Raw genomic sequence first — 25,278 nt, forward strand, 5'->3', positions numbered from 1 at the left:
GCGTGCCATGGACGGCGTCCTCGTCATTGACAAGCCCACCGGCCCCACGTCGTTCGACGTGGTCCGTCAGGTGCGTTCGCTGCTTCGCCTGAAGAAGGTGGGCCACACGGGGACGCTGGACCCGCTGGCCACTGGAGTGCTGCCGCTCTGCCTGGGGGAAGCCACCAAGGTCGCGGGCTTCATCACCGAGGGCGACAAGGCCTACGACGCCACGGTGCGCCTGGGCTCGGAGACGGACACCCTGGACGCGGAAGGGCAGGTGACGGCGCAGGCGCCCGTACCGGCCCTGACGCCCGCGCTGATTGAAGCCGCGTTGGCGCGCTTCCGGGGCACCTTCGACCAGGTCCCACCCATGTATTCGGCCGTCAAGGTGGGCGGGAAGCGGCTCTACGAACTGGCTCGTGCGGGCGAGGAAGTGGAGCGCGCCGCTCGCCAGGTGACGGTGTACGAGCTGGTGCTGCGGGACTTCTCCGCCGAGCGCCTGCAGCTGTCGGTGCGCTGCTCCAAGGGCTTCTTCGTGCGCACCCTGGCCCAGGACGTGGGCCGGGCGCTGGGCTGTGGTGCCCACCTGGAGGCGCTGCGGCGCACCGCCAGTGGCCCCTTCTCCCTGGCGCAGGCGCTGCCGCTGGCGGACGTGCCGGAGCTGCTGAAGGAGGGCGCGCTGGCCAGCCGGCTGATGACCATGTCGCATGCGCTGGTGGAGCTGCCGGAGGTGCGGGTGGGCGCCGCTGACGCCAAGCGCGTCTCCCACGGTGTCCCGGTGGAGGTCCCCGCCGGGAAGGTGGGACGGGTGCGCGTCATGGGCCCGGACGACGCGCTGCTGGCGGTGGCCGAAGTGACCGGTGGCCGCCTGCGCTATCTGCGCGTCCTGGTGTAACGCCGGGATTTTTCGCGGGGTTGTGGCTGTACGTCTTCTCACTGTCCCGGACTTTCCGGGGCTGGCGGGCAGGCGTCGAAGGTTGACCCCACGGGGGGTGAAGCTTATAAGCCCCCCGCTCGTTAGACGGATGCACCCGGTCTGTACCCCTCCGCGGACCGTGGTGACGCGAGCAGCAACCTCCACCGGAGCGGGCAAGGAAGAGTCTCATGTCGCTGCACCAGGAGCGTAAGTCGGAGCTGGTGTCGAAGTTCCGGACCCACGAGTCGGACACGGGTTCCCCCGAGGTCCAGGTGGCGCTGCTGTCCGAGCGCATCACCATGCTCACCGAGCACTTCAAGACGCACAAGAAGGACCACCACTCCCGCCGCGGTCTGCTGAAGCTGGTCGGTCAGCGCCGCCGCCTGCTGGACTACCTGAAGTCCAAGGACGTCGCGCGGTACAAGAAGCTCATCGACGGCCTCGGCATCCGCAAGTAGGCAGTTGAGCAGGACCCGGGGCGCTGGCGGAAACCAGCGCCCCGCGCGTTTAGGACATAGGCAGTAAGGCAGTGACGTGAAGCAGTCGAAGCGCGGTGGGTGGAGGCGGGCAAGGGAGTGGTGGCTGCGGAGGTTTTGGTTTCCGTTCGGATGGGCTGACCGCGGTCGGCCCCTGCGACCAGGGATCAAAAGTTCCGAGACATCCCTCCGGCGCTCCGCAAGCGCCCTCCGCAGTACATGCTGGCGGTTGCCTCAACTGGCGCCTGTCCCAGGCCCTGGTGACCGCTCAAACACCCCGAGGGCCCTCCCGGGGTGCCGGGTCCATTTCTCGGACCGGGTGCGCGCGGTGGGGTCTTCGCCCTGAAGGATCCAGAGGCACGGACATGTTGAAGAAGAGCGTCAAGATTGGCGAGAGCGAGCTGAGCATTGAAGTGGGTCGTCTGGCGAAGCAGGCCGACGGTTCCGTGGTGGTTCGCTATGGCGACACCATGCTGCTGGTGACGGCGGTGAGCGCCCGGGAGAAGAAGGACATCGACTTCCTCCCCCTGACGGTGGAGTACCAGGAGAAGCTGTATTCGGCCGGCCGCATCCCCGGCAGCTACTTCAAGCGCGAGGGCCGTCTCACGGAGAAGGAGACGCTGGCCAGCCGCCTGGTCGACCGCTCCTGCCGCCCGCTGTTCCCCGAAGGCTACGCGTACGAGACGCAGGTCATCGCCAGCGTCATCTCCTCCGACCCGGAGAACGAGGGTGACATCCACGGCATCACCGGCGCCTCCGCGGCGCTGTGGGTGTCGGACATCCCGTTCGACGGCCCCATCGCCGGCATCCGCGTGGGCCGCGTCGGCGGTCAGCTGGTGGCCAACCCCACCGCGAAGCAGCGTGAGCAGAGCGACCTGGACCTGGTCATGGCGGTGAGCCGCAAGGCCATCGTCATGGTGGAAGGTGGCGCGGAGGAGGTCTCCGAGGCCGACATGGTCGCGGCGCTCGACTTCGGCTTCACCGCGGCGCAGCCCGCGCTGGACCTGCAGGACGAGCTGCGGCGCGAGCTGAACAAGCAGGTCCGCTCCTTCGACAAGCCCGCCGCCGTGGACGAGGGCCTGCGCGCCAAGGTGCGTGAGCTGGCCATGGACGGCATCAAGGCGGGCTACGGCATCAAGGAGAAGGGCGCGCGTTACGAGTCGCTCGGCAAGACGAAGAAGGAGACGCTCGCCAAGCTCAAGGAGCAACTGGGCGACGGCTACACCCCGCTGGTGGAGAAGCACGCCAAGTCGGTGGTGGAGGACCTGAAGTACGAGCACATGCGCGAGATGACGGTCAACGGCGGCCGCATCGGCGACCGTGGCCACGACGTGGTCCGTCCGATTACGTGCGAGGTGGGCGTGCTCCCGCGCACCCACGGCAGCGCGGTCTTCACGCGCGGCGAGACGCAGGCGCTCGTGGTCACCACGCTGGGCACCAGCGATGACGAGCAGCGCCTGGAGATGCTGGGCGGCATGGCCTTCAAGCGCTTCATGCTGCACTACAACTTCCCGCCGTTCAGCGTGAACGAGACGAGCCGCTGCGTGGCCCGGGCCGCCGTGAAGTCGGCCACGGTGCGCTGGCGGAGCGCGCGCTGCGCAACATGGTGCCCAAGAGCGAGTCCTTCCCGTACACGGTGCGCCTGGTGTCGGACATCCTGGAGTCCAACGGCTCCTCGTCCATGGCCTCCGTTTGCGGCGGCACGCTGGCGCTGATGGACGCGGGTGTTCCGCTCAAGGCCCCGGTGGCGGGTATCGCCATGGGTCTGGTGAAGGAGGGCGACAAGATTGCCATCCTCTCCGACATCCTCGGTGACGAGGACCACCTGGGCGACATGGACTTCAAGGTGTGCGGCACCTCGAAGGGCATCACGTCCATCCAGATGGACATCAAGATCACCGGCCTCACGACGGAAATCATGAGCCGCGCGCTGGAGCAGGCGCGTCAGGGCCGCCTCCACATCCTGGGTGAGATGCTCAAGACGCTGGCCGAGTCCCGCAAGGAGATCAGCCAGTACGCGCCGCGCATCACCACCATCCAGATTCGTCCCGAGTTCATCAAGAACGTCATCGGGCCGGGCGGCAAGGTCATCAAGGACATCATCGCCCGCACGGGTGCCGCGATTAACATCGAGGACTCGGGCCGCGTGGACATCGCCAGCGCGAACGGTGAGGCCGTGAAGGCCGCCATCGCGATGATTCAGGCGCTGACCCGCGAGGCGGAGATTGGGAAGATCTACACGGGCACGGTGCGCAAGATCGCCGAGTTCGGCGCCTTCGTGGAGCTGTTCCCGGGCACCGACGGCCTCATCCACATCTCCGAGCTGTCCGACAAGCGCGTCAAGAGCGTCTCCGACGTGCTGAACGAGGGCGACGAGGTGCTGGTGAAGGTCGTCAGCATCGACAAGACGGGCAAGATTCGCCTGTCGCGCAAGGAGGCCATGGCGGAGCGCGCCGCGCAGCAGGGCGCCGCCGCCGCGGGTGAGGCCGCCGCGCAGCCGGCGCCCGCGCCCACGCAGCCGGACGCCAAGGCCTAGTGCCCGAAGGCCCGGGCTCCTTCACTGAGAGCCCGGCGCTCATGACGCCCCCTTCCGCCACCGCGCGGGAGGGGGTGTTTTCGTTTCGGGCCGGGGTGGCTTAGACACTTCCAGACGGGCCGTGCGTTGAGGTGCGAGCCCCATCCGCACGGAGGCTGTTTGCCACCTCGACCACCGCCCCCGTCATCGTCCACGCCCTTCCTGGCGGATGTCTCCCGTTTCCTGGGGGCCTTCCGTTGGGCGTTCATGCCGCTGGGCCTGGTCGCGTTGGTGGCGGTGGGGGTGCACTCGGCGGCGGACACGCTGGATGAGCGGTTGCTGGCGCTGGTGGACCGGGTGGACGCTGGCTTCGACGCGCTCGTGGGCCGCTACGCGCTGACGGCGCCTCTGGTGGAGTGGGTGTCGCTGGAGCAGCGCACTCGGATCGCGCGCTTCCTCGCGCTCGCGTGGGAGCTGGCCGCGGACGTGGTGCTGGCGTTGCCCGCGCTGGGCTACCGGGAGTCCGCGGCACCGGTTCCAGCGGAGGCGTGGCGCGCGGTGATGGAGCCCCAGAAGGCCGCGCGTCCGACGTGGCGGCAGCTGTGGTCGCGGTGTCTGCGCAAGCCCACGCCCATGCGGTGGCTACGGCCTCTGGCGACGGCGGCCGTGGTGCTGGCGGGCGCGTGCGCGGTGGCCAAGCTCATCCAGGGCTCGGTGTACCTCTCCTGGCGTGAGCTCTTCGGGGATGGTGCCGCGGATGTAGCGGCGCGGGCACTGGCGGTGGCCTCGTTGGTGGGCGTCCTGGTTTCGCTCGGGTGGCGCGCGGTGCTGCGCAACCTGCAACACGCGGACGCGGTGTGTGAGGAAGCCGGGGGCAGGGCGGCCTTGCGGCGCGGGCTGCTGGGCTGCGCGGTGGTGGTGCCGCTGGCCGTGGCGGCGGTGGTGGATGCGATGCCCTTGCTGTCTTTCTTCCGGTAGGTGCCCATGTTCCCGCGCCAGGCGAAAGGACTGCTGGACTTCTGCATGGCGACGCTGTGCTTGTGGGCGGCGTACCACCACACGCCCGCGGGCGCGCTGGTGCGCAAGGCCACGGCATGGGCCACGGGGACGCGCAGCAACGCGCGGCCCTTGCTCGCGTACTACGACGGCGTCAGTGGCACCTCGCTGTCGCCGCCACTGATGGCTCCCGACGTGCCCCTGTCTCGGGCCCTCACGGACGCGGAGGCCCTGGCCTGGGGAACCCACCTGGCGCTCAAGGGCGCCCAGGTGCGAGCCCGCCAGCCCGCGCTGGAGCTGGCCGCGGAGCTGGGTGTCCCCGCCGCGTCGCTGTTGGACCCGCAGACGGGGCCGGCGGCCGCGCGCAGCCTGCACACCGCGCTGGCCAAGGACTTTCCAGGAGAGGAGGTCCGGCTCACGGCGCTCTTCGCGGGCCGTGTCCCCGCGCGCTACGCGCTGGAGCGGGTGGAGGCGGAGGGTGGGGCGCCCACGCTGGAGCGCCTGTCGGGCCAGCTCCCGCCGGGCTTCGAGGACGCGTCCGTGGGCGCCGCACAGGCCCTGGCGCTGGCCACCGCCTTCGGGCTCGCGTGGCCTGTTCATGAGAGCGCGCGTGTAACGAGTCCCTTCGGCGAGCGCTTCCACCCAGTGCTGGGGCGCCGGAAGATGCACACCGGTGTGGACCTGGGCGTGCCGGTGGGGACGCCCGTGGTGGCGGTGGCGGATGGCGTCGTCCGGCGTGCCAGCGAGGACGCCGTGAATGGCCGCGTGCTCGTGGTGGACCACGGGCGGGGCGTGACGACGGCGTACTGTCACAACTCGGAGCTGCTGGTGAAGGTGGGACAGCGCGTGAGCCGGGGAGAACTCGTGGCGCACTCGGGCAACACGGGGCGCTCCACCGGTCCCCACCTGCACTACCAGCTGGAGCTGGCGGCGCGGCCCATGGACCCGCTGAAGTTCCGCACCGCCTTGCGGTCCGTGGCGAAGGACACCGCGCCCTGAGGGGCTTCACTTCACCGTGCGCACAGCGGCGGACGGCCTGACGGCGCGGCTCATCCGCATCGGAGCGTTCGGCCAGGGTTCACGAGGGGCCGACGCGCGCGGTTGTCACGCCGCCGTGGCACGAAGCGGCGGCAGCTGTGTTAGTCCCAGCGCATGTCTTCCCCCCTCACGGTGAAGGTGCGCCGCGTGCGCACCCATGCGGAGCCCCTGCCACTTCCCCGCTACGAAACGGCACAGGCCGCGGGCCTGGACCTGCGCGCGGACATCGAAGGGGAGCGGGTGCTGGGGCCCCTGGAGCGGCTGGCGGTGCCCACCGGGCTCGCGCTCGCGCTACCCGCTGGGTACGAAGGGCAGGTGCGTCCGCGCTCGGGCCTGGCGCTGCGGCATGGCGTCACCCTCCTCAACTCGCCGGGGACGGTGGACGCGGACTACCGGGGAGAGGTGCAGGTCATCCTCGTCAACCTCTCCAATGAGCCCTTCACCCTGCGCCGGGGCGACCGCGTGGCCCAGCTGGTGGTGGCCGCCGTGCCGCCGGTCTCCCTCCTGGAGGTGGAACTACTGGAGGAAACCTCCCGGGGTGGAAATGGCTTCGGGTCCACGGGACGCTAGTTGCTGACTTCCTCGCTCGGCGTTCCTTGATGACAGGGGAGCGTGCAGAATAAGAGGCTGGGCCTTCCCCCGAGGTGGCCCCCCGACTGCCTCCTGGAGTACGCCAGCTTTGCTCTGCTACCGCTGCGGCAGCCTCGTTCCTGCCTCCCAAGACACCTGTCCCACCTGTGGGCTGAAGCACGATGCCTCGGCGCGTCCTCCCGCCGGGGCGGCTCGCCGGCGCGGCGCGGACGGCGCACCCTACAAGCCAGGGGACGTCGTCGCCGGCCGCTACGCCATCCAGGAAGTGGTGGGCTCCGGGCCCATGGGCTTCGTCTTCCGAGCCCAGGACGAGGAGATTGACGTCGAAGTGGCGCTCAAGGCCGTGCACCCGCGCCTGGTGCAGCAGCCCGAGGAGCGCATGCAGTTCGCGCTGTCCATGCGCGTGGCCAAGAAGCTCAACCATCCGAACCTCCTGCGCGTGTACGAGGAGGGCGTGGATGGGGACCGGCCCTTCATCACCATGCAGCTGCTGGAGGGCATGACGCTGCGCCGGATGATGGAGCAGCGCACCGCGCGGGGGCAGCTCTTCTCGCTGAAGGAAGTGGAGCCGCTGCTGTCGCAGATGGCGGCCGCCTTGGATGCGGCGCATCGCTTCGGGCCGCACTCCGACCTCAAGCCGGAGAACGTCATCGTCCTGCCGGACCTGCTCAAGGTGACGGACTACGGCCTGGGGCTGGCCGTGCCACACCTGCCCTTCGTGCAAGCCCAGAAGGGGCAACGCGCGGACGTCTACATCGCGCCGGAGTACGTGGGCGGGGGCGAGCTGGACACGCGCATGGACGTGTACTCGCTCGCGGCCATCGTGGGGGAGATGCTCACCGGGCTGGTGCCCGAGGACGGCGTCATTCCCGGCCTGACGATGCACCACTCGGACCTGCCGACCTCCATCGAGGCGCTGTACCGGCGCGCGCTCAACTTCAACCCGCTGGCCCGTCCGAAGACGGCGGGTGAGTTCCTCACCGAGTTCTCCAACATCCTGGCGCGCACGCCGGCCGCGGTGGTGTCACGCGCGCGGAGCCTCCCGGCCCCTCCGGGCTCGTCGGCCGCGAACACCGCGAGGCAGGCGGCGAGGCCTCCGCCCCCGGTGCCCACGGGCATGCTCCCGGCCGTGCAGGTGGAGGACCTGCCTCCTCCTCCCGGTGTCGCCGCGCCCAAGCCGCCCGCGCCCATTCCGGACCTGCCGCCGCCGGTGGATGCCACGCAGCCACTGGATGCGGCGTCGCTGGCCGCCATCATGGGCCGAGGCAAGCCCGCGTCCGCGCCCGCGCCGCAGCACCTGACGGAACAGGCGCTGCCCTTCATCGCGCCGCCCGTCGCCGCGAAGGCCGCGCCCTCGGCTCAGGGAAGTGCTTCGCGGCCCGTGTCGTCTCCGCCCGTGTCCTCTCGCTCCGCGCCGGCGCGGAAGGATGCCGAGGACGCCAGTGAGCGTGGCGCCGCGTCCGCGCAGGAGTCCGAGGCCGCGCTGAGCCGCTCCGCCGCGCCCACGCAGGTGGATGCCCCCGCGGTGACGGATGGCCGCTCCAGCGCGATGACCCTGGACGAGGCGCCAGCGGTGCCCGCGCCCCGCCCCGCCGCGCCCACGCTGGACGCCGCGCCCGCGGTGGGCCGCTCCCGGTCGCGTGCTCGCGACGGCGCGCAGGACGAGGCGTCGTCGCGTTCGCGAGAAGGCGGCGCCGAGGACACCGGCAGCCGTGCTCGCGGCCGTGCCTCTGAGGACTCCGGTATTCGCACCCGCCGCCGGGGTTCGGAGGTGTCGGACCCGGGCGCTCGTTCCGGCGCGAAGCGGAGCGAACCGTCGGAAGTCTCCAGTTCCCGCGCCGCGCCTCGCGGAGCGGTGCTCACCAGGTCCGCCACGCGCGCGGCGAAGCCCCAGCGTTCCATGTTGAGGTTGGCGTTGCTCGTCCTCGGCTGCCTGGCGTTGGGCGCGGGCGGGGGCTTCCTGGCCATCAAGTTGCTGCAGAAGTCCGGAGGGCAGGGGAAGGTGCCTGCTGCCGGGCCCGGTGGCGCGTCAGCGCTGGCGGCGCCCGTGGGCGGATGTCCCGCGGGCATGCGGCTGGTGAGTGGCGGGGCCTTCAAGATGGGGCGGAGCGACGACGACGCACTGGCCAGCCCGGACGAGCGCCCCGTCGCGAGCATCCAGGTGTCTTCGTTCTGCGTGGATGAGTACGAATTCCCCAACCGGGCTGGCGCGATGCCGAAGGTGGCCGTGGCCTGGGAAGAGGCGCGGGGAACGTGCGAGCGCGAGGGCAAGCGGCTCTGCACGGAAGAGGAGTGGGAGAAGGCATGCAAGGGTCCCGGCAACTCGCGGTTCCCCTTCGGCGAGGAGCAGGCCGTGGGCGCGTGCAACACCGCGGCGAACCCGGGTGGACTGGCGGCCTCCGGGCGCTTCGAGCGCTGCAAGTCGGGCTACGCGGTGATGGACCTGGCGGGCAACGCGGCGGAGTGGACGGCCACCCGCATCGGCGGCCAGGGCTACGCGCTGAAGGGCGGCGCCTTCGACCAGCCGGACCCGGCGTCACGTTGCTCGGCGCGGAGCAACGGCGTGCCCACGGAGCGCTCGAACGCGGTGGGCTTCCGCTGCTGCGCGAGCGTGCGGCAATGAACGGCCGCGTCGCCGCGCTCCTCGTCGCGCTGCTGCCGACGGTGGCCGTGGCGCAGCAGCCAGCCCGTCCCCGCGTGGTGGCGGTGAAGTCCGCCCACCTGGCGCCGTACGCCTCCGTCATCGCCGGCTTCGCGGCGGAGGCCCGGGCCGAGGTGCAGGAGGTCATGCTGGACGAAAGCGCGGGCGCGGCCGCGCGGCTCTTCAAGAAACTGGCGGCGCAGAAGCCCGCGCTGGTGCTGGCCCTGGGGCCCCTGGCCGCCAACGCCGCGCGGCGCTCGCTGGGCGAGGACGTGCCCGTCCTCTTCGCCATGGTGCCCTACTACGAGAAGTACGGCCTGGATGGCGCCAACGTCACCGGCATCTCCCTCACCAGCGACATGGGGCCGGAGCTGGAGGCACTGAAGGCCGTGTCGCCGAAGGTGAAGCGCGTGGGCATCCTGCATGACCCGCGGTTCTCCGCGGGGACGGTGACGCAGGCCCGCGCGGCGGCGGCCTCAAGGGGCATGTCCATCCTCCCGCTGGAATTGGAGGCGGGGGGCCGGGCGGAGAAGGCGTTGGACGGCGCGGTGGGCAAGGTGGACGCGCTGCTGATGGTGGCGGACAAGACAGTGGGCAACGCGGCGGTCGTCCAGGCGCTCATCGCCTTCGCAACGGCGCACCGGGTGCCGCTGGCCGCGTTGACGCCCAGCCAGGTGAAGGAAGGGGCCACGCTGGCGCTCTCGCCCAGTCCCACGGCCATTGGCCAGCAGGCCGGGCGGCTGGCCAACCGCATCATCCACGAGAAGGTGAATCCAGGAGCGCTGGCGGTGGTTCAGCCTGAGGGGCTGGACTTGTCTCTCAATCTCACCGCCGCCAGGAAGTTGGGTCCGTCCTCCGACGCCGTGCTGGAACTCCTCCGGCTCGCGGCGCGGCGGGACTTTGCCGTGAAGGTCTACGAGTGATTCCGCGATACAGCCGTCAGGAGATGTCCTCCCTCTGGTCCGACGAGGCCCGTTACAGCCGTTGGCGCGACGTGGAGCTCGCCGCCCTGGAGGGCATGGTGGAGGCCGGGCTGGCGCCCCGCGAGGCGCTGCAGGACTGCCTGGCTCGCGCCGGAGACTTCACGTCCCAGGACGCGGCGAAAATCGAGGAGATTGAGCGCACCACCAAGCACGACGTCATCGCCTTCCTCACCTTCATGGAGGAGCGGGTGGGGCCCAGCGCGCGCTGGCTGCACCTGGGCATGACGTCGTCGGACGTGCTGGACACGTCGCTGGCGCTCACCCTGCGCGACGCGCTGGACCTCATCCTGAAGGACGTGGACCGCGTCATGGCCGCGGTGGAGAAGCGCGCCTTCGAGCACAAGCACACGCTGCAGATGGGCCGCAGCCACGGCATCCACGCGGAGCCCATCACCTTCGGCCACAAGCTGGCCATCTGGTACGACGAGCTGCGCCGGGCCCGCACGCGCCTGGAGCACGCGCGTGAGAGCATCGCCGTGGGGAAGATTTCCGGCGCGGTGGGCACCTTCGCGCACCTGCCGCCCGCGGTGGAGGAGCACGTCTGCCGCAAGCTGGGCCTCAAGCCCGCGCCGGCCTCCAGCCAGGTGGTGCAGCGGGACAGGCACGCGGAGCTCTTCACCGCGCTGGCGCTGCTGGGCTCGAGCATCGAGAAGTTCGCCGTGGAGATTCGCCACCTCCAGCGCACCGAGGTGCGTGAGGCGGAGGAGCCCTTCACCGCGGGACAGAAGGGCTCCAGCGCCATGCCACACAAGCGCAACCCGATTCTGTCGGAGAACCTCACCGGCCTGGCGCGCCTGCTGCGCGGCTACGCGGTGAGCGCCATGGAGGACGTGGCGCTGTGGCACGAGCGGGACATCTCCCACTCCTCCGTGGAGCGCGTCATCGGCCCGGACGCCACCATCCTCGCGGACTTCATGCTCATCCGCTTCGCGCGGCTGATGGAGGACCTGCGCGTCTACCCGGAGCAGATGAAGAAGAACCTGGACCTGCTGGGCGGCGTCGTGAACTCGCAGCGCCTCCTGTTGGAGCTGGCGCGCAAGGGCATGGACCGGCAGGCCGCGTACGTCATCGTCCAGCGCAACGCGATGAAGCTGTACGAGGAAGGACTCGACTTCCGGCAGGCCCTGCTCGCGGACGAGGACCTGCGGAAGATGATGACGCCCGAGGAGATTTCCGACTGCTTCTCCCCGGGCTACCACACGCGCCACATGGACGACGTCTTCCAGCGCGTGTTCGGCCGGAGCGCGTAGGCGCCCCGTGCCGGTGATGGAGGAGGGCTACTTCAGGTAGCCCTTCTCACGCAGGTTGCGCTCGATGCGGGCCTTCACGTCGCCCGGCTCCAGCGTCAGCGTGGTGCCGGTGATGTGCTCGTAGGCCGCCACGTACTTCGCGGCCAGGTCCACGCGCACGTCGTCAGGGATGGGCGGGGGCGTGCCCTGGCCGGAGAAGTTCCGCTCGCGGATGAGCCACTGGCGGATGTTCTCCTTGTCCAGCATGCGCTGGTCCTCGCCCTTCGCGAAGCGCGCCTCGTACTCGTCGGCCACCCAGTAGCGGCTCGAGTCCGGGGTGTGCATCTCGTCGATGACGTAGAGCGTGTCGCCCACCTTGCCGAACTCGTACTTGGTATCCACGAGGATGAGGCCGCGTGAGCGCGCCCACTTCTGGCCCTCCGCGAAGAGGCCCAGCGCGGCCTCGGAGATACGCGCCCAGTCGCGAGGTGTGGCCAGCCCGCGCGCCAGAATCTCCTTCTCGGAGATGGGCTCGTCATGCAGGCCGTACTCCGCCTTGGTGGACGGGGTGATGATGGGGGCGGGGAAGGCCTCGTCCTTGCGCAGGCCGTCCGGGAAGGGCAGCCCGTAGGTGGTGTGCGCGCCCTTCTGGTAGTCGCGCCACAAGCTCCCGGTGAGATAGCCGCGCACCACCACTTCCACGGCGAAGGGCTGACAGGCGCGCGCCACGGTGACATTGGCGTCGGGCACGTCCAGCACGTGGTTGGGGACGATGTGCTTCGTGCGCTCGAACCAGAACGCGGCCAGCCGGTTGAGCACCTCGCCCTTGAAGGGGATGGTGGTGAGGATGTGGTCGAACGCGGACAGACGGTCCGTCGTCACCAGGATGAGCCGGTCATCCTGGCGGTACGTCTCGCGAACCTTGCCGCGGTAGTGCTGGCCGAGCGCGGGCAGGTCCGTCTGCTGGAGGGTGAGGGGAAGCTGCGCGTGAAGTGCGGAGGTATTCACTGTCGCCTCGCGGCCCCTCTCTCGCGGGAAGGGCGAGAGGCAACGGGGCCTGACTTGAGGCGCGCGACTCTACTGGAGCGAAGCGGGCAGGGAAGAAGGACCGTACGCCGCTGCCAGGTAGAGGAAAGCTGGGTTGATGCGCAGGATTCCGTCCACGTAAGCGACCGCGTACGGCGCGCCCGACGCCCGGTCCACCTGCACCGCGCCGTTCGGCTCGATGCCCCAGTGGGCGAGCAGCGTGCGGGCCACCAACTCGGCGGCTTCACGCTCGGAGAGGCCCTGGAGGCCCTCGCGGCGGTCATCTGGCCAACGCTCTCCGCCGGACTCGAACACCAACTCCAGTGGGGCACCCGCGTCGGGGGCCTGGAACAGGTCCATCTTCGGGTCGAAGCCTGGCGCGGCGAGCAGCTCGCCCTGACGGCTGACCGGGAAGAGGACCAGGGCCTGCGCCGCCTGCCCGGCCTCGACGACGGACTGCCGGGCCACCTCGCGGTAGAGCTCCAGCCGCGTCGACGGAGACTCGAACTCGAGGAACTCCGGCGGGTTGGTGAGGGCCTGCCGCGCGCTCATCGTTGCACGGACAGGTGCACCGACCTCACCACAGGCGGTGAGGACCGTCACGAGAGAGAGGAGCAACCCAGGGAGCCAGCGACGCATCAATCGGGAATATACCGATCTGCTTCGGGATCAACCAGCTAAACTCAGCGCATGCGGCCAGGGGAGCAGCTTACCGTTGTCCTTCATCAGACGCGTTCAACCGACAACCTCGGCGCCGTGGCCAGAATCATGGCCAACTTCGGGTACTCACGGCTGATTCTGTCCGAGCCGGTGCTGAAGTCCATCGAGGGCGCGGAGCGTCTCGCGGTCAAAAGTGACTTCGTCCTGCGAGGCATGGAGGTGGCGTCCGACCTGGGCGAAGCGCTGAAGGATTGCGTGTACGCGGTGGGCACGACTTCTCGTACCCAGCTCAAGGGACGCACCGTGCTGACGCCGGAGGAGGCCATGCAGCGGCTGGCGGAGGAGAGCGTGCGCGGACGCGTGGCGCTCGTCTTCGGCGGCGAGCAGCGGGGCATGTCCGACGAGGACCTGGCGCGGTGCACGGACGTGCTCGCGATTCCCACGTCGGCGGTGCAGCCGTCCATGAACCTGGCGCAGTCGTCAGCGGTACTGCTGTACCTCTGCCACCGTCAGGGGCTGACGCCCACGGCCGCGGTGGAGGAGGCGCCGGGCGCGAAGCTGGGCACGCTGGGGGCGCTGGCGAAGCGGATGCGGGACGTCATGCTGCGCGCGGAGTTCCTCAACCCGCAGGCGCCGCAGCATGTGCTGAACGAGCTGGAGCAGACGTTGATGCGAGCGCGGCTGACCCAGCGCGAGGCGGAGCTGTGGCTCACGGCCTTCAAGCACCTGGAGCGCGCGGTGACGCGGGGCGCCTCTACCTGAGGAAGAGGCCGCCCCGGCGCCGACGGCGAGTCGCGGTCTACGCCGCGTCCTTCTTGAAGGCCTCGCCGTGGTGCTTCTCGCACAGGCCGCCCTTGAACGTCTTCACGCGGCACTCCGGCTTGGAGCAGGTGCGGTAACGGCTGTGCGGCAGGTCGCCCTGGCGCCACTGCTTGTAGTGGAAGTAGCAGTAGTTCTTGGCGCGGTAGGGGCGCTTGCAGCCCTCCACGGTGCACGCCTTCTTGCCATTGCTCTTGGCGAAACGCGGCCAACTGGTGCGCTTCTGGGTCGTCTGGGCCTCGGCCATTGCGAAACTCTCCTGCGAAACGATGCGAAGTCGCGGCGCCACACCGAGGTGGACCCGCCGCAAGGGTACGGAAAAAGGCGCACTGTCTAGCGCCCATGACACCCGAACGCAAGGAGGCCGGGAAACCAGGGTTCTTCGCGGGCCATCCCAGACTTCAGGGTGCGGGGGCGTCTTGTCCAGAACCCCCCGTCCCAGGGCCTGCTTCCCCCGAGGGCGGAGCCGCCTGGCGGCTCTTCGAGCGAGGCACCGGCGACAGCAGGTCGTCCAGCACCGGCTGAGGGGCTCCCGCGTGCCGCCCGGGCGCGGTGCTGGCCACCGTGGGCAGGGGCGTTTCCTCGGAGGGCATCTCGTCCAGCTTGAGGGTCAGCTTCATCGGGCGCCCCAGCCGGTGGACCTGGAACTTCACGTCACGGCCCACGCCCCGGGCGGCCACCTGCCAGCGCAGTGCATGCGCCCGGCGCACGCTCCGCTGGTCCACCCTGACGATGACGTCGCCCACCTGCAGGCCCGCGCGCTCGGCCGGTCCGCCTTCGACGATGTCCGTCACCACCACCCCGCGGCCGCGCCGCAGGTTGAAGGCCTCCGCCACCTCCGGCGAGAAGTCCTGCACGCTCATGCCCAGCCACCCGCGGCGCACGCGGCCGTGGGCCTGGAGGTGCGGAATCACCGTCTTCGCGATGTCGATGGGGATGGCGAAGCCGATGCCCTGGCCCGCCACGTTGACCGCGTTGGCCACCGCCACCACGTCCCCGTGGAGGTCCAGCACCGGCCCGCCGGAGTTGCCCGGGTTGATGGAGGCGTCCATCTGCATGTAGTCGAAGTCGCCGTCGCGCCCGTTGGGCGTCACGTCCGTGCGGCCCATGTAGCTGACCACGCCCACCGTCACCGAGTGCGTCAGCCCGAACGGGTTGCCGATGACGACAATCCAGTCCGCCGAACGCACGTGCGACGCGGAGGCCAGCTTCAGCACGGGCAGCTTGCGGGGCGCGGCGATTTTCAGCAGCGCGCAGTCGGTGCGGGCGTCCTCGCCCACGACGATGGCCTCGAACTCCTCCACGTAGCCGCGCGGGTGCAGGACGGAGACGATGACCTCCACCGCGCCTTCCACCACGTGCGCGCTGGTGAGGATGTAGCCGTCCGGATGGATGATGAAGCCGGAGCCGATGCCCTTCTGCGCTTCTTCTCCAGCGGCGACGGCCTGCACGTCGGCGGCCTGCTGTGTGGTGATGGACACCACGGAGGGCATGGCCCGCCGGGCGACGTCGCTCAGCGTGGAGCGTTGCTTCTGGAGGGCGCGGTTCTGTGACTCCACCCACAACCGATTCCGCTCGCGGCCGGTGGCTTGTGCTGGCAGCACCAGCGCGCACACCAGCGCGGCGAACAGGATGACACTCTTGCCTCGCGCCCTGCCCATGGCCCCGCCTCCACCCCGACCATCCGCCTCCCGTGCAACCTAAGGAGGAGGGAAGGCCAGGGGAAGCGGGCCCGGAGGCGGACTACTTCTTCTGCGCGATGATGCGGTTCACCGCTGCACGGTCCTCGGCGCTGATGCGCTCACGAGGCGACGAATCCTTGTTTCCGGCGACGGCGTCCTTGGCGTCCTCGTACGCGTCCTCCAGCCCGTCCTTGAGCCGATCAACCGCGGACGGGTTCACCGAGCGGCTCCACGCCCGCTCCATGTGGTTCAAGGGCGTGCGGCCATCTACCTTGCCCGAAGCCAGGAAGACGCCGAGCCCCACCGCACAGCACGTCCAGATGATGAACTTCAATGCGTTCACGCTCACAGCCTCCTACCTCTTCTTACACCAAGGAGGAGGGCGTGGCCAGTTTCCGACCGCGGCGGTGTCCAATGCGCTGACAGCGCGGGGTGGGGCCTTTAATGTCCGCGCGCTTGCAACCCGAAGAACTCTTTCAGGCGGCCCGTGAGCGGGCCGCGCAGCTGGACGTAGGGCGTGGCGACGCGGCGGTGGAGCGGGTGCGCGCGGCGGCCTCGGCCCTCTTCGTCCGTATCCCCGAACCGCCGGTGTACCGCCGCGCGGAGGACCCTTCCCGCAAGGCCGCCCAGGCCCTGCTCCCCGAAGTCGAGCGGGTGTTGGCGGAGGCGCTGGCCGCGGGACGTGATGTCTCGGCGGTGGCTCCGCTGGAGAAGCTGGTGGCCGCGCTGCTGGCCCACGGCGAGGCGCTCTGCCACACGGCGGCCGGACGGCTGGAGGCCGCGGAGACGGCCTGGCGCCGGGCGCAGGAACTGGAGCGCGCCGCGCACCCGACGCGCCACCTGGTGACGTCGCCGCCGCGTCCGCCGCCGGTGTTCGACAAGGGCTCGCGTGTGTCGCGTTATGACCCGCGGCCCGCGCCCCAGGCGAGCGTGAAGCTGGTGTGCCCGAACATGGGCTGCAAGCGGGTGGGGGACTACGCGTTCCTCACCAGCCACGCCTACAACCGCTTCATCTGTCCGGTCTGCCGCACGCCCTTCCTGGCGTACTTCGGCGAGCTGCGCGGACTGGAGGTGGAGGTCGGCCGCAGCTCCAAGCGGTACTTCTTCACGGTGGACGAGGTCGGCACCACGGGCAGCACGCGCATCGAGTTCGAGGAGGCCAGCGGCCAGGAGTTCCCCTCCGCGCGGCGCGACTTGCTGGCGTTCGTCTACACGGAGGCGCGCGAGCTGAAGGCGGTGGTGAACCTCACCAACCAGCGGCTCATGTGGGTGAGCCCGGCGTCCTCGTGCTTCGTGGCCACGGTGGCGTTCGGCGAGGGCGCGCCGGAGCTCGTGGCCTTCCGCGCCTACCGCGACGACGTGCTGCGGAAGAGCGCGCCGGGCCGGGTGTTCATCCGGGGCTATTATCGGTGGGGCCCTGACGTGGCGGCGTGGGTGTCGCGGCGGCCGGTGGCCCGTGAGGGTGTGCGGTGGGTGCTGCGGCGGGTGTATGGCCGCCTGACCAGGAGTGGATTCGAGTGACGGATAGCATCGGGGCTCCGCCTCCGGCCCCGAAAAAGGCGGGCGGCGGAACGAAGTTGGTACTGGGACTGCTGGGGGCGCTCGGCGTGGGCGGCGTGGTGTACCTGGGCGTGCTGGAAGCGCAGCGGGCCCGGCTGGTGCCGGATGGGACGACCGCGCCGACCATGGAGATGGCGCGCCATGGCGGCGGGACGATGAAGCTGGAGGACCTGAAGGGCCAGGTGGTGATGCTGGACTTCTGGGCCACCTGGTGCCCGCCGTGCCGTGAGGAGATGCCGGCGCTGGTGAAGCTGGCCAAGGAGTACGAGCCGCAGGGGCTCGTCTTCGTGGCGGCCAGCCGGGATGACGGCGACAGCGCGCCCAAACTGGTGGAGGCCTTCATGCGCAACCACCTGCCGGAACTGGCGCCGTACGTGGTGTACGCGGACGACAACGTGGCGCGGGCCTTCCAGGTCAGCGCGCTGCCGACACTCTACTTCCTGGACCGCGACGGCAAGGTGACGGACGCGCAGCGCGGTGCGCTGTCGGAGGACGGCATTCGCCGCCGCATCGAGCGCGCGCTGAAGCAGCCCTGACACGTACGCCTGAAGTGGGGGGACTTTCGACATGTCCTGGTTCCTGACGCTGTCCTTGCTCGCGGCCACGCCGGAGGGCGGCGCCGCGAAGAAGGCGGAGGACGCCGAATCGCTGCGTCTGCGCGCCACGAAGCTCTACCGGGCGAAGAAGCTCGGCGAGGCCTGCCCTCTGTTCGAGCGCGCCGCGAAGCTCGCGCCGGAGCACGGCCCCACGCTGGCGGACCTGGGGCTGTGTCTCCAGAAGCAGGGCCGGCAAGAGCAGGCCCTGGCCGTCTACCTGCGCGCGCTCAAGGCGAGCGGCGCGGACGCCAAGACGCGCGCCAACGTCTACTTCAACCTCGCCGCGTTCCATGACGTGACGCCTGAAGCCCTGACGCTGGAGCACCAGCCCACGCCCCGGGGCCACTATCTGGCCATCCGCGGCGCCGGGCCGTGCGCGGACCTGCCCTCCTCGGAGCCGAGCTGCGGCACCGTGCTGCAGGCGTGCCTCAGCGAATGGACGGCGCCCGTCGAGGCCGTCTACGCGGAGACCCCGCCGATGTTCTACACGGAGACGGGCTTCAACATGCACGTCAACGGGGCCGGAGCGCGGGAGGACGCGTCCACCCCCGCGCGGCGTGGAGAGGCGGGGTACTGCCCCAACGCGCCTTCGCCGGCGGATGGGGGCTCCCCGACGGGGCGGCACTGCCTCTACTGGGCGAGCAACGAGTTGCTTGACGAGTGCCACTACAAGGAACACGTCTGCGAGGCGCAGCGGGAGCCGTGGCTGAAGAACGGAGGCAGCTGCAAGTTCGTCTACGTGAATCCTTGCGAGGGCCGCGTCGCCGTCGCGTGTAGCGGCGCCCGCTTCTCGCCCAAGCAGGTCTGGGTGGGCGAGGTGTTGGTGGCGCCCGTCCGCTGAGTGGGGCGGGCGCCTCACGGGCGCTCCGCCCCTGCTCGCGCGGGCTACTGCTTGCCGTCCTTGCCCGGGGCCGCGTTGGCCGGCGTCGTTCCCGGCGGCGGCTGCTGACCCGCCGGGACAACGGTCTCCTTCTTCTCCGTCTCCACCTCGGCGCGCACGAGCCGGAAGTCGACGCGCCGGTTCTTCGCGCGGCCCAGCGCCGTGTCGTTGGTGGCAATCGGGTTGTCGAAGCCGAAGCCCTTGGAGCTGAGGCGCTTGCGCGCGATGCCCTTGGCCACCAGGTATTCGAGCACGGACTTCGCGCGGCGGTCGGACAGGCCCATGTTGAGGGCGCGCGAGCCGCGGTTGTCGGTGTGGCCTTCGATGAGGACCGGGCCCAGCGCCGGGTTCTTCCGCAGCACCGTCGCCACCTCGTCCAGCAACGGGTACGACTGCTTCTGGATGACGGCGGAGCCCGTCTCGAAGAGCACGTTGCCCTTGATGCGGATGCGGTCGGACTCGACGACGACGTACGGCGGCGAGTCGTACGGGCAGCCGTTGTTCTCCGGCGGACCGAACTGCTCGGGGCAGTCGTCCTCGTTGTCGGGCACCTCGTCGCCGTCGGTGTCCGGGCAGCCGTCGTAGTCCTTCGGGCCGGGCTTGTCCGGGCACTTGTCGAGCTTGTCGGGGATGCCGTCGCCGTCCGCGTCGTTCTCGTCCTCCGGGCAGCCCTTGTTGGACTTGGGGCCCGGCTTGTCGACGCAGGCGTCCTCGCCGTCGACGACGCCGTCGCCGTCCGTGTCGTAGTTCGGGTCCGGGCAGCCCTTGGTGTGCTTGGGGCCCTTCTCGTTGGCGCAGCCATCCTCGCCGTCGGGGATGCCGTCACCGTCGTTGTCCGGGTCGGGGCAACCGTCGCCGTCCTGGAAGCCGTCGATGTCCTCGGGCTCGTTGGGGCAGCGGTCGCGGATGTCGGGCACGCCGTCGCCGTCCGAGTCGATGAACGTCTCGTCGTAGCGCACCGCGAACATCACCCGCAGGGCCTCGCGGCCGTAGCCGCTGGACAGGTGGATGCCGCGGCCGACGTTGAGCTCCATGCCCCAGTTGCCCCAGACCTTGGCGCGGGCGCCCACCAGCGCCTCCCACGGCGTCTTGAGCGTGTCGGCCTGGTCGAAGTTGAAGGGGCGCACCAGCGGGGTGCCCAGGTGCATCTCCGCCACGGCCTCCACGTCCGTGAAGCGGCCCATGTTGGGCAGCTCCGCGATGGCGCCGGCACCCAGCGTCAGCTCGTCATCCACGAGCAGGTTGAGGTACTGCGCATGGGGCCGTAGCCGCACGCCCACGTTGCCGAGCACGCGGATGGGCACGGGGAGGGCGGTGAATCGCTGCTCCAGCGCGATGCGAGGCGCCCAGAGCACGCCGCGCTCGCCGGTGAAGCTGGAGGCGCTGCCGGTGGGCAGCCGGACCTCGGCGACGAGCGACACGCCCACTGGGAACGTCTCGCGGTCCAGCAGGTGGACGCGCGGCAGCAGGCGGATGTCGCCCAGCGTGGTGCGGCCCACGCCCGCGGCGCCCGGGAAGTTGGGCGCGTTCAGCGCGTCGCGCAGCAACTGGAAGTTGTCACCCTGGAGCAGCGTGACGGGCAGATCCACCGCCAGCTCCAAGCGCTCATGGAGCTGATAGGCGAACAGCAGGTGCGCATCGAGCCGGTAGGGCAAGAGGTCGCCCAGCTTCTCGTCGCCCAGCTTCAGGGCGAGGATGCGCCAGTTGAAGTCGAACAGGAGCGCCGCGCGGAAGCTGCCCGCGGGCAGCGCGTTGCTCGTTCCTTCCAGCGCGATACCGCTGTGCTGGGCCGCGGTGGCCTTGACGGGAACGGCGTCGAATCCGCGGGCGAACGGGTCGTGGTCGGCGTGCGCAGCCACCGAGGCCAGAAGCAGGCCCAGGACGGCGAGTCGGGTGGCTGAGCCACGCAAGCTGAAGCCTCGCATGTTTCAGGCTCATAGCACCCGACTCCGGGGGGTGGAAGGAAACGACCCACCCCCCGGCACTGCTGATTACAGCCGTGTGTTATTTCTCCATGAACTGCTGCGCGGGGATGACCTGAATGGCCTCCGGGCGCAGGGGCAGCTTGGACGAGGAGATGCTCTGGTCCTGCGTCAGCAGCTCCTCGGGTTTGGGTGACGCGTAGGTGATGGGCGATGGCGCACCGGAGCGCAGCGCCTGGGCGAGCCCCTCCGCGTCCTCGGTGACGAAGGCGAAGTTGAGGGCCTCGGGCTGCACGCGGCGGCGCAGCGCCTCCTGGACGGACTGCGGCGTCATCTTCGACATGGCCTGGCGGTACTGCTCCAGGAAGTCGGGCGTGCCGTAGAAGAGCCCGTCAATGGCGTAGCCCAGCCGGCGCTGGTCCGTCTGTTCCCACAGGCGGGTGTAGCCCTGGAGGAAGCCGCGCATCAGCTCGAATCGCTCCTGGGGGATTCCCTCCTTCACCATCTGGTCCAGGAAGAACACCGCGCCGCGCGTGGCGAACACGCCGTGGGTGGGCACCACGGGGCGAATCCACAGGGACAGGTCCTGCTGGGTGCGCGCGATGTTGGTGCGGTTGTACGTGGTGCCGGGCGACTCGATGAAGTGCTCGGCGTAGGCGTAGTCGCCGTAGTTGAGGCCGCGCTTCTCGCGCAGCTCGGTGAAGAGCACGCCAATGGACTGGCGGTGCTCGCCCAGGTTGGACATGGCGAAGGCGACCGGGAAGAAGTCCGGGTCGCCGCGGCGGATGGTGCTGACAAAGCCCATGCTGACGGCGGTGGAGAGCGTGGGCTTCTGGATGATGACGGTGCGGCCGGCCGTCGTCGGCACGGCGGGCAGCTCCACGCGCGGAGCGCCCTTCGCGGGCAGCGCGGACAGGCGCGAGCTGAGCGCCTGCGCCAGCGCGTCATCCACCGCGCCCCCTAGGCCGATGACGAGCCGGTCCTGCGTGAAGACGTGCTGGGCGTGGGCCTTCACGTCGTCCAGCGTAATCGCCTTCAACCCCTGCACGGTGCCGCCGGTGAAGTGCGCGTAGGGGTGACCCTGGTAGAGCAGGGCGTCCAGCGCGACCTTGCCCAGCGCCTCGTCATTGGCGCTGCGCAGGCCGTTCTCCACGTCGCTGATGGCGTTGGCGCGCAGTCGCTCCAACTCGGCGGCGTCCAGGCGTGGGGCCAGGAGCACGTCGGTGAAGATGTCCTGGAAGCGCGTCAGGAAGTCCTTGTGGACGCGGCCGGAGAACGTCGTGAACTCCTTGTCCACGAAGACGTCCAGCTCCGCGGCCATGGGGTACAGGGCCTCCAGCAGTTGCGAGGCGGTGAGCTTCTGCGTGCCGCCCTCGGCCATGAGCTGCGCGGTGAGGGCGGTGAGGCCCTCCTTGCCCTTCGGGTCGTCCACGGAGCCGGTGTGGAACACGAGCCGGAAGGAGACGATGGGCGAGTCCGGACGCGCCAGGACGACCTGCTCCATGGGCTTGGGCTGGCGCAGCGGCGTCGCGGGCACGGCCTCCGGGCGCGCGGGCCGCGGAGCGGGCTCGGGCGCCGCCGCCTGGGCGGGCACCGCGGGCGGCGGCGCGTTCTCGTCGGGAGGCGGCTTCGGCGTGGTGGCGCAGCCGGCGAGCCCCAGCAGGGCGGTGAGGGACATGAGCGCTCGGGTCTTCATCACTTCGTCCCTCCCTGGGCGTCCGTCTTGGGGGTGAGGCTGAGCAGGATGAGCTTGTTGGCGGTGAGGTAGCGCTTGGTGAAGTCGGAGAGCTGCGCGGGCGTCACCTTGGGCAGGCTCTGCAGGTGGCGCTGGAAGCCGTCGGGCGAGCCCGTGACGCCGGCGTACCAGCCGAGCTGGATGCCCACGTCTCGCGGAGTCTCCAGGGCCATGAGCGCGCCGTAGCGGGCGTGGTCCTGGATGGCCTTGAGGCGCGCGGCGTCCACGCGGCCAGCGGCGAGCCGGCTGACCTCCTGGAGCAGCGTCTTGCGGACGGTGTCGCGGTGGCGCTCGTCCTTGAGGGTGGCGGTGAGGGTGAAGAGGTGCGGGTCGCGGTGCTCGGAGTAGTCGCTGCCAATGGACTCCACGAGCTGCTTGTCCAGGACCAGCGTCTTGTAGGCGGGGCTGGTGGGGCCGGCCAGGTAGTCCACGAGGAGCGTCTGGATGGCGGCGTCGGCCGGGCTGGTTCCGGCGCCGGGCGTGCGCCACGCAATCACCTGCCGAGGCTGCGTGGGCTGAGGCCAGTCGATGTGGGCGGTGCGAGGGCCCTTCTGGGGCGGCTCGGCAGGGACGGAGACCTGGGCTGCCTTGCGGTCCCAGGGGCCGTAGTGCTGACGCACGAGCTCCATGACCTTGGCGTCGTCGAAGTCGCCGATGATGAAGAGCAGGGTGTTGTCGGGCGTGTACCAGCGCTCGAAGAAGGTGCGGCTGTAGTCATAGGCCTGGGGCATCGCCTGGATGTCCTTGTAGAAGCCCATGGTGGTGTGTTGGTACGTGTGGCGGGTGAAGGCTGCGGCGTTGAGCTCCTCCTCCATCTTGAGGAAGGGGGCGGCGGCGTTCTTGTGGTATTCGCCGAGCACGGCGAGCGCCTCCGTCTGGAAGGACGGCTCGCTGTACTCCAGGTTCCGGAAGCGGTCCGCCTCGATTTCGATGAGCTGGGGCAGGCCGGCGGTGGGGCCGTAGGAGTAGTAGAGGGTGATGTCGTCGGTGGTGAAGGCGTTGTCGTCGTAGCCGAAGTTCCCGAGGATGCGCTCGCGGTCGCCTTCCGGGTGCGTCTTCGTGCCCTTGAACATCATGTGCTCGAAGAAGTGGGCGAAGCCGGTGCGGCCGGGTTCCACCTCGTTGCGCGAGCCCACGCGGACCACGGTGACGTAGGCGATGATGCCGCTGGACGGGTAGGGCACGCGGACCACGGTGAGCCCGTTGGGCAGGGTGTCCGTGTGGAGGGTGTAGGGGAACGCGCCCGACGCCGGGGTCGGGGCGGCGGCGGCCGGCAGGGCGGGGCCCAGCAGGAGCAGAAGGAGGGGGAGCAGTCGTCTCATTCAGGTGCCTCGTGGCCGGGGCGGAAGAAGCGGGACCCGGCGGGTAGGCGACCCTACGACGGCTGGCTCGGTGGGGGAGGGGCTTGTGCGCCGAGTGTCTACGGCCGTGCGCCCAGATGTGCCCGCGGCCATTCAGGAGGATTGACGCGCCCCCGTCAGCGGTTAATCTGAGGAAGACGCGGCGCAGTGAGTGGCCGCGTGACGTGCAGTGAACCTACCGGGGGCGACCTGGTTTCGACGGGGGCAATGAAGTTCGAGACGCGTGCCGAGCTTGTCAGGTAGCTCGTAAATCCAACCGGGCAAAGACACAAAAGCCAACGACAACGTTGAGCTCGCGCTGGCTGCCTAAAAACAGCTCTTAGTGCGCGGTCCCCCCGCCCTCGGCCTGTGGGGTTGGGACAGACCGTCATAATGCAGGCTGGCTGCCGAGGGGGCCTGGACCCGAGGTGGCGAGACCTTCCCAGGACCGGCTCTGAGTATCCCGTCCGTGGGAGCCTCAGGGACGTAGCAAATCGCGGACTACGCACGTAGGGTCGAAGAACGGACGGCTTTCGGACGCGGGTTCGATTCCCGCCGCCTCCACATCATTTCAGTAGTCATTTCAGGCAGTTCCGTTTCACGTAGCAACGACGTAGCAACAGCGGTTTCGCCGCCCCCCGAGGGGAACCCCTCGGGGAGTGGCAGCTTCAGAAAGGCGACCTGTTCGCAAAGAACGGGCCAGGACGGCGTGGTGTAGGCGTCCACGATGTCCTCACCTTCGGGACCGTGGGTCACCCAGCGCAGCAGCTCCTTCCGGGCTCCGTCTTCCCGGGCAAGCGAGATGAACGTGCGACGGGTGTCGTGCTGTCGCCTGGGGCGCAGGCCGAGCTGCTCCAGGTCTTCCAGGAGCCGTTTGTAGGCAGAGGTCGAGCTGAGGATGCCGCCGTCCACACCCGGGATGATGAAGTCGTCGGGCGTTGGCTGTCGGCCGTAGCACCGGGCCCACCCCTCCGCTTGCCACGCATGGAGGATGCGCGCGAGCATGGGATGGACGGGCACCTCTCGCACCACACCTGTCTTCGTGGCCGGCTTCTCCACCTTCCGCTTGATGTCGTAGCAACTGGCGACGAGCAGCTTGCCCAGCGGCTCCAGGTGGGCTTCGTAGTGGCTGAAGCGCCTGGGCGTCGCCTCGTTGATGCGCATGCCAGTCATGAGGAGCAGCGCGTAGAGCACCCGGCGGTGCTCCGGAATGTCGCGGCTCGTGATGAGCTGCACAGCCTCGTTCCGGGTGTAGACGGCTTTCTGGCGCCAGGTGAGGTCCTTGTCCCGCTTCTTGGGCAGCTCACCGCGGCGGGAGGAGAGGACGCACGGCGTAGCGCTGATGAGTTCCTCGCGCACCGCGTCGGCGAACATGACGCGCAGCACGCCGTAGATGTGCAGGATGCTGCGCGGGGCGAAGTACGCCGCGCCGGACTCAGCCTTCAGCGCCTGGAGCGCGCGGACGGCGGCGAGGATGTGGCGCGGGCGCACGTCGGCCAGGACTTGGTCCTGTAGATACGGCATTGCGTGGCTGATGCGCGTCTCGTCGTCGTCTGTGGACGCGATGCCGCGTGCGCGGCGCTCCGCAATCCAGCGCCGGCAGTAGCGACCCACGGTGATGGGGCCTTGTCCCTGCCCGGTGAGCCCGCTCTCCTTCCCGGCCTTGACCTGCCGGTTCATGGCGGCGAGCA

21 protein-coding genes, 1 other RNA gene and 1 pseudogene are annotated in these 25,278 nt (G+C 69.8%); 15 read left to right on the forward strand and 8 right to left on the reverse strand.

Features of this window, described 5'->3' with window-relative positions; all coding sequences use genetic code 11:
- Positions 1–7 precede the first annotated feature (7 nt).
- From truB to purB, 9 genes and pseudogenes are all read left to right on the forward strand, one after another.
- A complete protein-coding gene (truB, locus tag OZ403_RS10360) occupies positions 8–877 on the forward strand; it encodes a tRNA pseudouridine(55) synthase TruB (protein ID WP_140789242.1) in 870 nt (289 codons plus the stop codon).
- Between the two features lie 209 nt (positions 878–1,086).
- Positions 1,087–1,356 carry a 30S ribosomal protein S15 gene (gene rpsO / locus OZ403_RS10365; protein ID WP_011552156.1) on the forward strand — a complete coding sequence of 90 codons (270 nt, stop codon included), beginning with the start codon at positions 1,087–1,089 and terminating at the stop codon, positions 1,354–1,356.
- 383 nt (positions 1,357–1,739) lie between these two features.
- Positions 1,740–3,910, forward strand: a pseudogene (locus OZ403_RS10370) (polyribonucleotide nucleotidyltransferase); the annotation flags it as partial.
- 159 nt (positions 3,911–4,069) lie between these two features.
- Positions 4,070–4,867 (forward strand): hypothetical protein, encoded by a 798-nt coding sequence (locus OZ403_RS10375; RefSeq protein WP_140789246.1) that lies wholly within the window; start codon positions 4,070–4,072, stop codon positions 4,865–4,867.
- Positions 4,868–4,873: 6 nt separating this feature from the next.
- A complete protein-coding gene (locus tag OZ403_RS10380) occupies positions 4,874–5,884 on the forward strand; it encodes a M23 family metallopeptidase (RefSeq protein WP_174259232.1) in 1,011 nt (336 codons plus the stop codon).
- A gap of 153 nt (positions 5,885–6,037) precedes the next feature.
- Positions 6,038–6,493, forward strand: a complete 456-nt coding sequence (gene dut, locus OZ403_RS10385; protein WP_140789250.1) for a dUTP diphosphatase — start codon at positions 6,038–6,040, stop codon at positions 6,491–6,493.
- A gap of 109 nt (positions 6,494–6,602) precedes the next feature.
- Positions 6,603–9,137, forward strand: a complete 2,535-nt coding sequence (locus tag OZ403_RS10390) for a protein kinase domain-containing protein (protein ID WP_268784071.1) — start codon at positions 6,603–6,605, stop codon at positions 9,135–9,137.
- A complete protein-coding gene (locus OZ403_RS10395; RefSeq protein ID WP_174258713.1) occupies positions 9,134–10,078 on the forward strand; it encodes an ABC transporter substrate-binding protein in 945 nt (314 codons plus the stop codon). Before OZ403_RS10390 ends, OZ403_RS10395 begins: the two co-directional genes overlap by 4 nt.
- On the forward strand, positions 10,075–11,388 hold the full coding sequence (gene purB / locus OZ403_RS10400; RefSeq protein WP_268784072.1) for an adenylosuccinate lyase: 1,314 nt from the start codon (positions 10,075–10,077) through the stop codon (positions 11,386–11,388). The genes OZ403_RS10395 and purB overlap by 4 nt, the downstream gene beginning before the upstream one ends.
- A 27-nt stretch (positions 11,389–11,415) precedes the next feature.
- On the opposite strand, the gene OZ403_RS10405 is transcribed toward purB, so the two are convergent.
- Together OZ403_RS10405 and OZ403_RS10410 are read right to left on the reverse strand one after the other, a co-directional pair.
- Positions 11,416–12,375, reverse strand: a complete 960-nt coding sequence (locus tag OZ403_RS10405) for a phosphoribosylaminoimidazolesuccinocarboxamide synthase (protein WP_140789258.1) — start codon at positions 12,373–12,375, stop codon at positions 11,416–11,418.
- Between the two features lie 69 nt (positions 12,376–12,444).
- On the reverse strand, positions 12,445–13,032 hold the full coding sequence (locus tag OZ403_RS10410) for a hypothetical protein (RefSeq protein ID WP_174259234.1): 588 nt from the start codon (positions 13,030–13,032) through the stop codon (positions 12,445–12,447).
- Positions 13,033–13,083: 51 nt separating this feature from the next.
- Here OZ403_RS10410 and OZ403_RS10415 point away from each other — a divergent pair, with 51 nt between their 5' ends.
- Positions 13,084–13,815, forward strand: coding sequence for an RNA methyltransferase (locus tag OZ403_RS10415; protein WP_140789262.1), 732 nt, complete (start codon positions 13,084–13,086; stop codon positions 13,813–13,815).
- Positions 13,816–13,852: 37 nt separating this feature from the next.
- Here the strand turns inward: OZ403_RS10415 and OZ403_RS10420 are convergent, their stop codons facing one another.
- From OZ403_RS10420 to OZ403_RS10430, 3 genes are all read right to left on the reverse strand, one after another.
- Positions 13,853–14,119, reverse strand: a complete 267-nt coding sequence (locus tag OZ403_RS10420; protein WP_140789263.1) for a vegetative protein — start codon at positions 14,117–14,119, stop codon at positions 13,853–13,855.
- Between the two features lie 154 nt (positions 14,120–14,273).
- A complete protein-coding gene (locus OZ403_RS10425) occupies positions 14,274–15,533 on the reverse strand; it encodes a S1C family serine protease (RefSeq protein WP_140789265.1) in 1,260 nt (419 codons plus the stop codon).
- Positions 15,534–15,615: 82 nt separating this feature from the next.
- Positions 15,616–15,903, reverse strand: a complete 288-nt coding sequence (locus OZ403_RS10430) for a hypothetical protein (protein WP_140789266.1) — start codon at positions 15,901–15,903, stop codon at positions 15,616–15,618.
- Between the two features lie 95 nt (positions 15,904–15,998).
- On the opposite strand from OZ403_RS10430, the gene OZ403_RS10435 reads away from it, so the two are divergent.
- Genes OZ403_RS10435 through OZ403_RS10445 form a run of 3 tightly spaced genes read left to right on the forward strand, consistent with a single transcriptional unit; the run spans position 15,999 to position 18,551 of the window.
- Positions 15,999–17,075 (forward strand): CFI-box-CTERM domain-containing protein, encoded by a 1,077-nt coding sequence (locus tag OZ403_RS10435; RefSeq protein WP_268784073.1) that lies wholly within the window; start codon positions 15,999–16,001, stop codon positions 17,073–17,075.
- Entirely contained in the window at positions 17,072–17,650 is a 579-nt protein-coding gene (locus tag OZ403_RS10440; RefSeq protein WP_140789270.1) for a TlpA family protein disulfide reductase, read from the forward strand. Before OZ403_RS10435 ends, OZ403_RS10440 begins: the two co-directional genes overlap by 4 nt.
- Before the next feature lie 31 nt (positions 17,651–17,681).
- Entirely contained in the window at positions 17,682–18,551 is an 870-nt protein-coding gene (locus OZ403_RS10445) for a tetratricopeptide repeat protein (RefSeq protein WP_268784074.1), read from the forward strand.
- Positions 18,552–18,595: 44 nt separating this feature from the next.
- On the opposite strand, the gene OZ403_RS10450 is transcribed toward OZ403_RS10445, so the two are convergent.
- The 3 genes from OZ403_RS10450 to OZ403_RS10460 form a co-directional block, all read right to left on the reverse strand.
- On the reverse strand, positions 18,596–20,515 hold the full coding sequence (locus OZ403_RS10450) for an OmpA family protein (RefSeq protein ID WP_268784075.1): 1,920 nt from the start codon (positions 20,513–20,515) through the stop codon (positions 18,596–18,598).
- Between the two features lie 79 nt (positions 20,516–20,594).
- Positions 20,595–22,208, reverse strand: coding sequence for a M16 family metallopeptidase (locus OZ403_RS10455; protein WP_268784076.1), 1,614 nt, complete (start codon positions 22,206–22,208; stop codon positions 20,595–20,597).
- Positions 22,208–23,569: a M16 family metallopeptidase gene (locus OZ403_RS10460; protein ID WP_268784077.1), complete on the reverse strand. Its 1,362-nt coding sequence runs from the start codon at positions 23,567–23,569 to the stop codon at positions 22,208–22,210. Before OZ403_RS10460 ends, OZ403_RS10455 begins: the two co-directional genes overlap by 1 nt.
- 219 nt (positions 23,570–23,788) lie before the next feature.
- Here OZ403_RS10460 and ssrA point away from each other — a divergent pair.
- Positions 23,789–24,154, forward strand: a transfer-messenger RNA (tmRNA) gene (ssrA, locus tag OZ403_RS10465).
- 441 nt (positions 24,155–24,595) lie between these two features.
- A complete protein-coding gene (locus OZ403_RS10470) occupies positions 24,596–25,102 on the forward strand; it encodes a hypothetical protein (protein ID WP_268784078.1) in 507 nt (168 codons plus the stop codon).
- Positions 25,103–25,278 lie beyond the last annotated feature (176 nt).

It is taken from the genome of Myxococcus sp. NMCA1, assembly GCF_026810205.1.
Lineage (GTDB): Bacteria > Myxococcota > Myxococcia > Myxococcales > Myxococcaceae > Myxococcus > Myxococcus xanthus_A.

Coding starts and splice junctions, on each gene's coding strand:
- OZ403_RS10415 (WP_140789262.1), top strand. CDS start 13,084: ATGCGGCCAGGGGAGCAGCTTACCGTTGTCCTTCATCAGACGCGTTCA.
- OZ403_RS10410 (WP_174259234.1), bottom strand. CDS start 13,032: ATGCGTCGCTGGCTCCCTGGGTTGCTCCTCTCTCTCGTGACGGTCCTC.
- OZ403_RS10380 (WP_174259232.1), top strand. CDS start 4,874: ATGTTCCCGCGCCAGGCGAAAGGACTGCTGGACTTCTGCATGGCGACG.
- OZ403_RS10470 (WP_268784078.1), top strand. CDS start 24,596: ATGGACGGGCACCTCTCGCACCACACCTGTCTTCGTGGCCGGCTTCTC.
- OZ403_RS10420 (WP_140789263.1), bottom strand. CDS start 14,119: ATGGCCGAGGCCCAGACGACCCAGAAGCGCACCAGTTGGCCGCGTTTC.
- rpsO (WP_011552156.1), top strand. CDS start 1,087: ATGTCGCTGCACCAGGAGCGTAAGTCGGAGCTGGTGTCGAAGTTCCGG.
- OZ403_RS10445 (WP_268784074.1), top strand. CDS start 17,682: ATGTCCTGGTTCCTGACGCTGTCCTTGCTCGCGGCCACGCCGGAGGGC.
- OZ403_RS10455 (WP_268784076.1), bottom strand. CDS start 22,208: ATGAAGACCCGAGCGCTCATGTCCCTCACCGCCCTGCTGGGGCTCGCC.
- OZ403_RS10460 (WP_268784077.1), bottom strand. CDS start 23,569: ATGAGACGACTGCTCCCCCTCCTTCTGCTCCTGCTGGGCCCCGCCCTG.
- OZ403_RS10435 (WP_268784073.1), top strand. CDS start 15,999: ATGTCCGCGCGCTTGCAACCCGAAGAACTCTTTCAGGCGGCCCGTGAG.
- truB (WP_140789242.1), top strand. CDS start 8: ATGGACGGCGTCCTCGTCATTGACAAGCCCACCGGCCCCACGTCGTTC.
- OZ403_RS10395 (WP_174258713.1), top strand. CDS start 9,134: ATGAACGGCCGCGTCGCCGCGCTCCTCGTCGCGCTGCTGCCGACGGTG.
- OZ403_RS10425 (WP_140789265.1), bottom strand. CDS start 15,533: ATGGGCAGGGCGCGAGGCAAGAGTGTCATCCTGTTCGCCGCGCTGGTG.
- dut (WP_140789250.1), top strand. CDS start 6,038: ATGTCTTCCCCCCTCACGGTGAAGGTGCGCCGCGTGCGCACCCATGCG.
- OZ403_RS10450 (WP_268784075.1), bottom strand. CDS start 20,515: ATGCGAGGCTTCAGCTTGCGTGGCTCAGCCACCCGACTCGCCGTCCTG.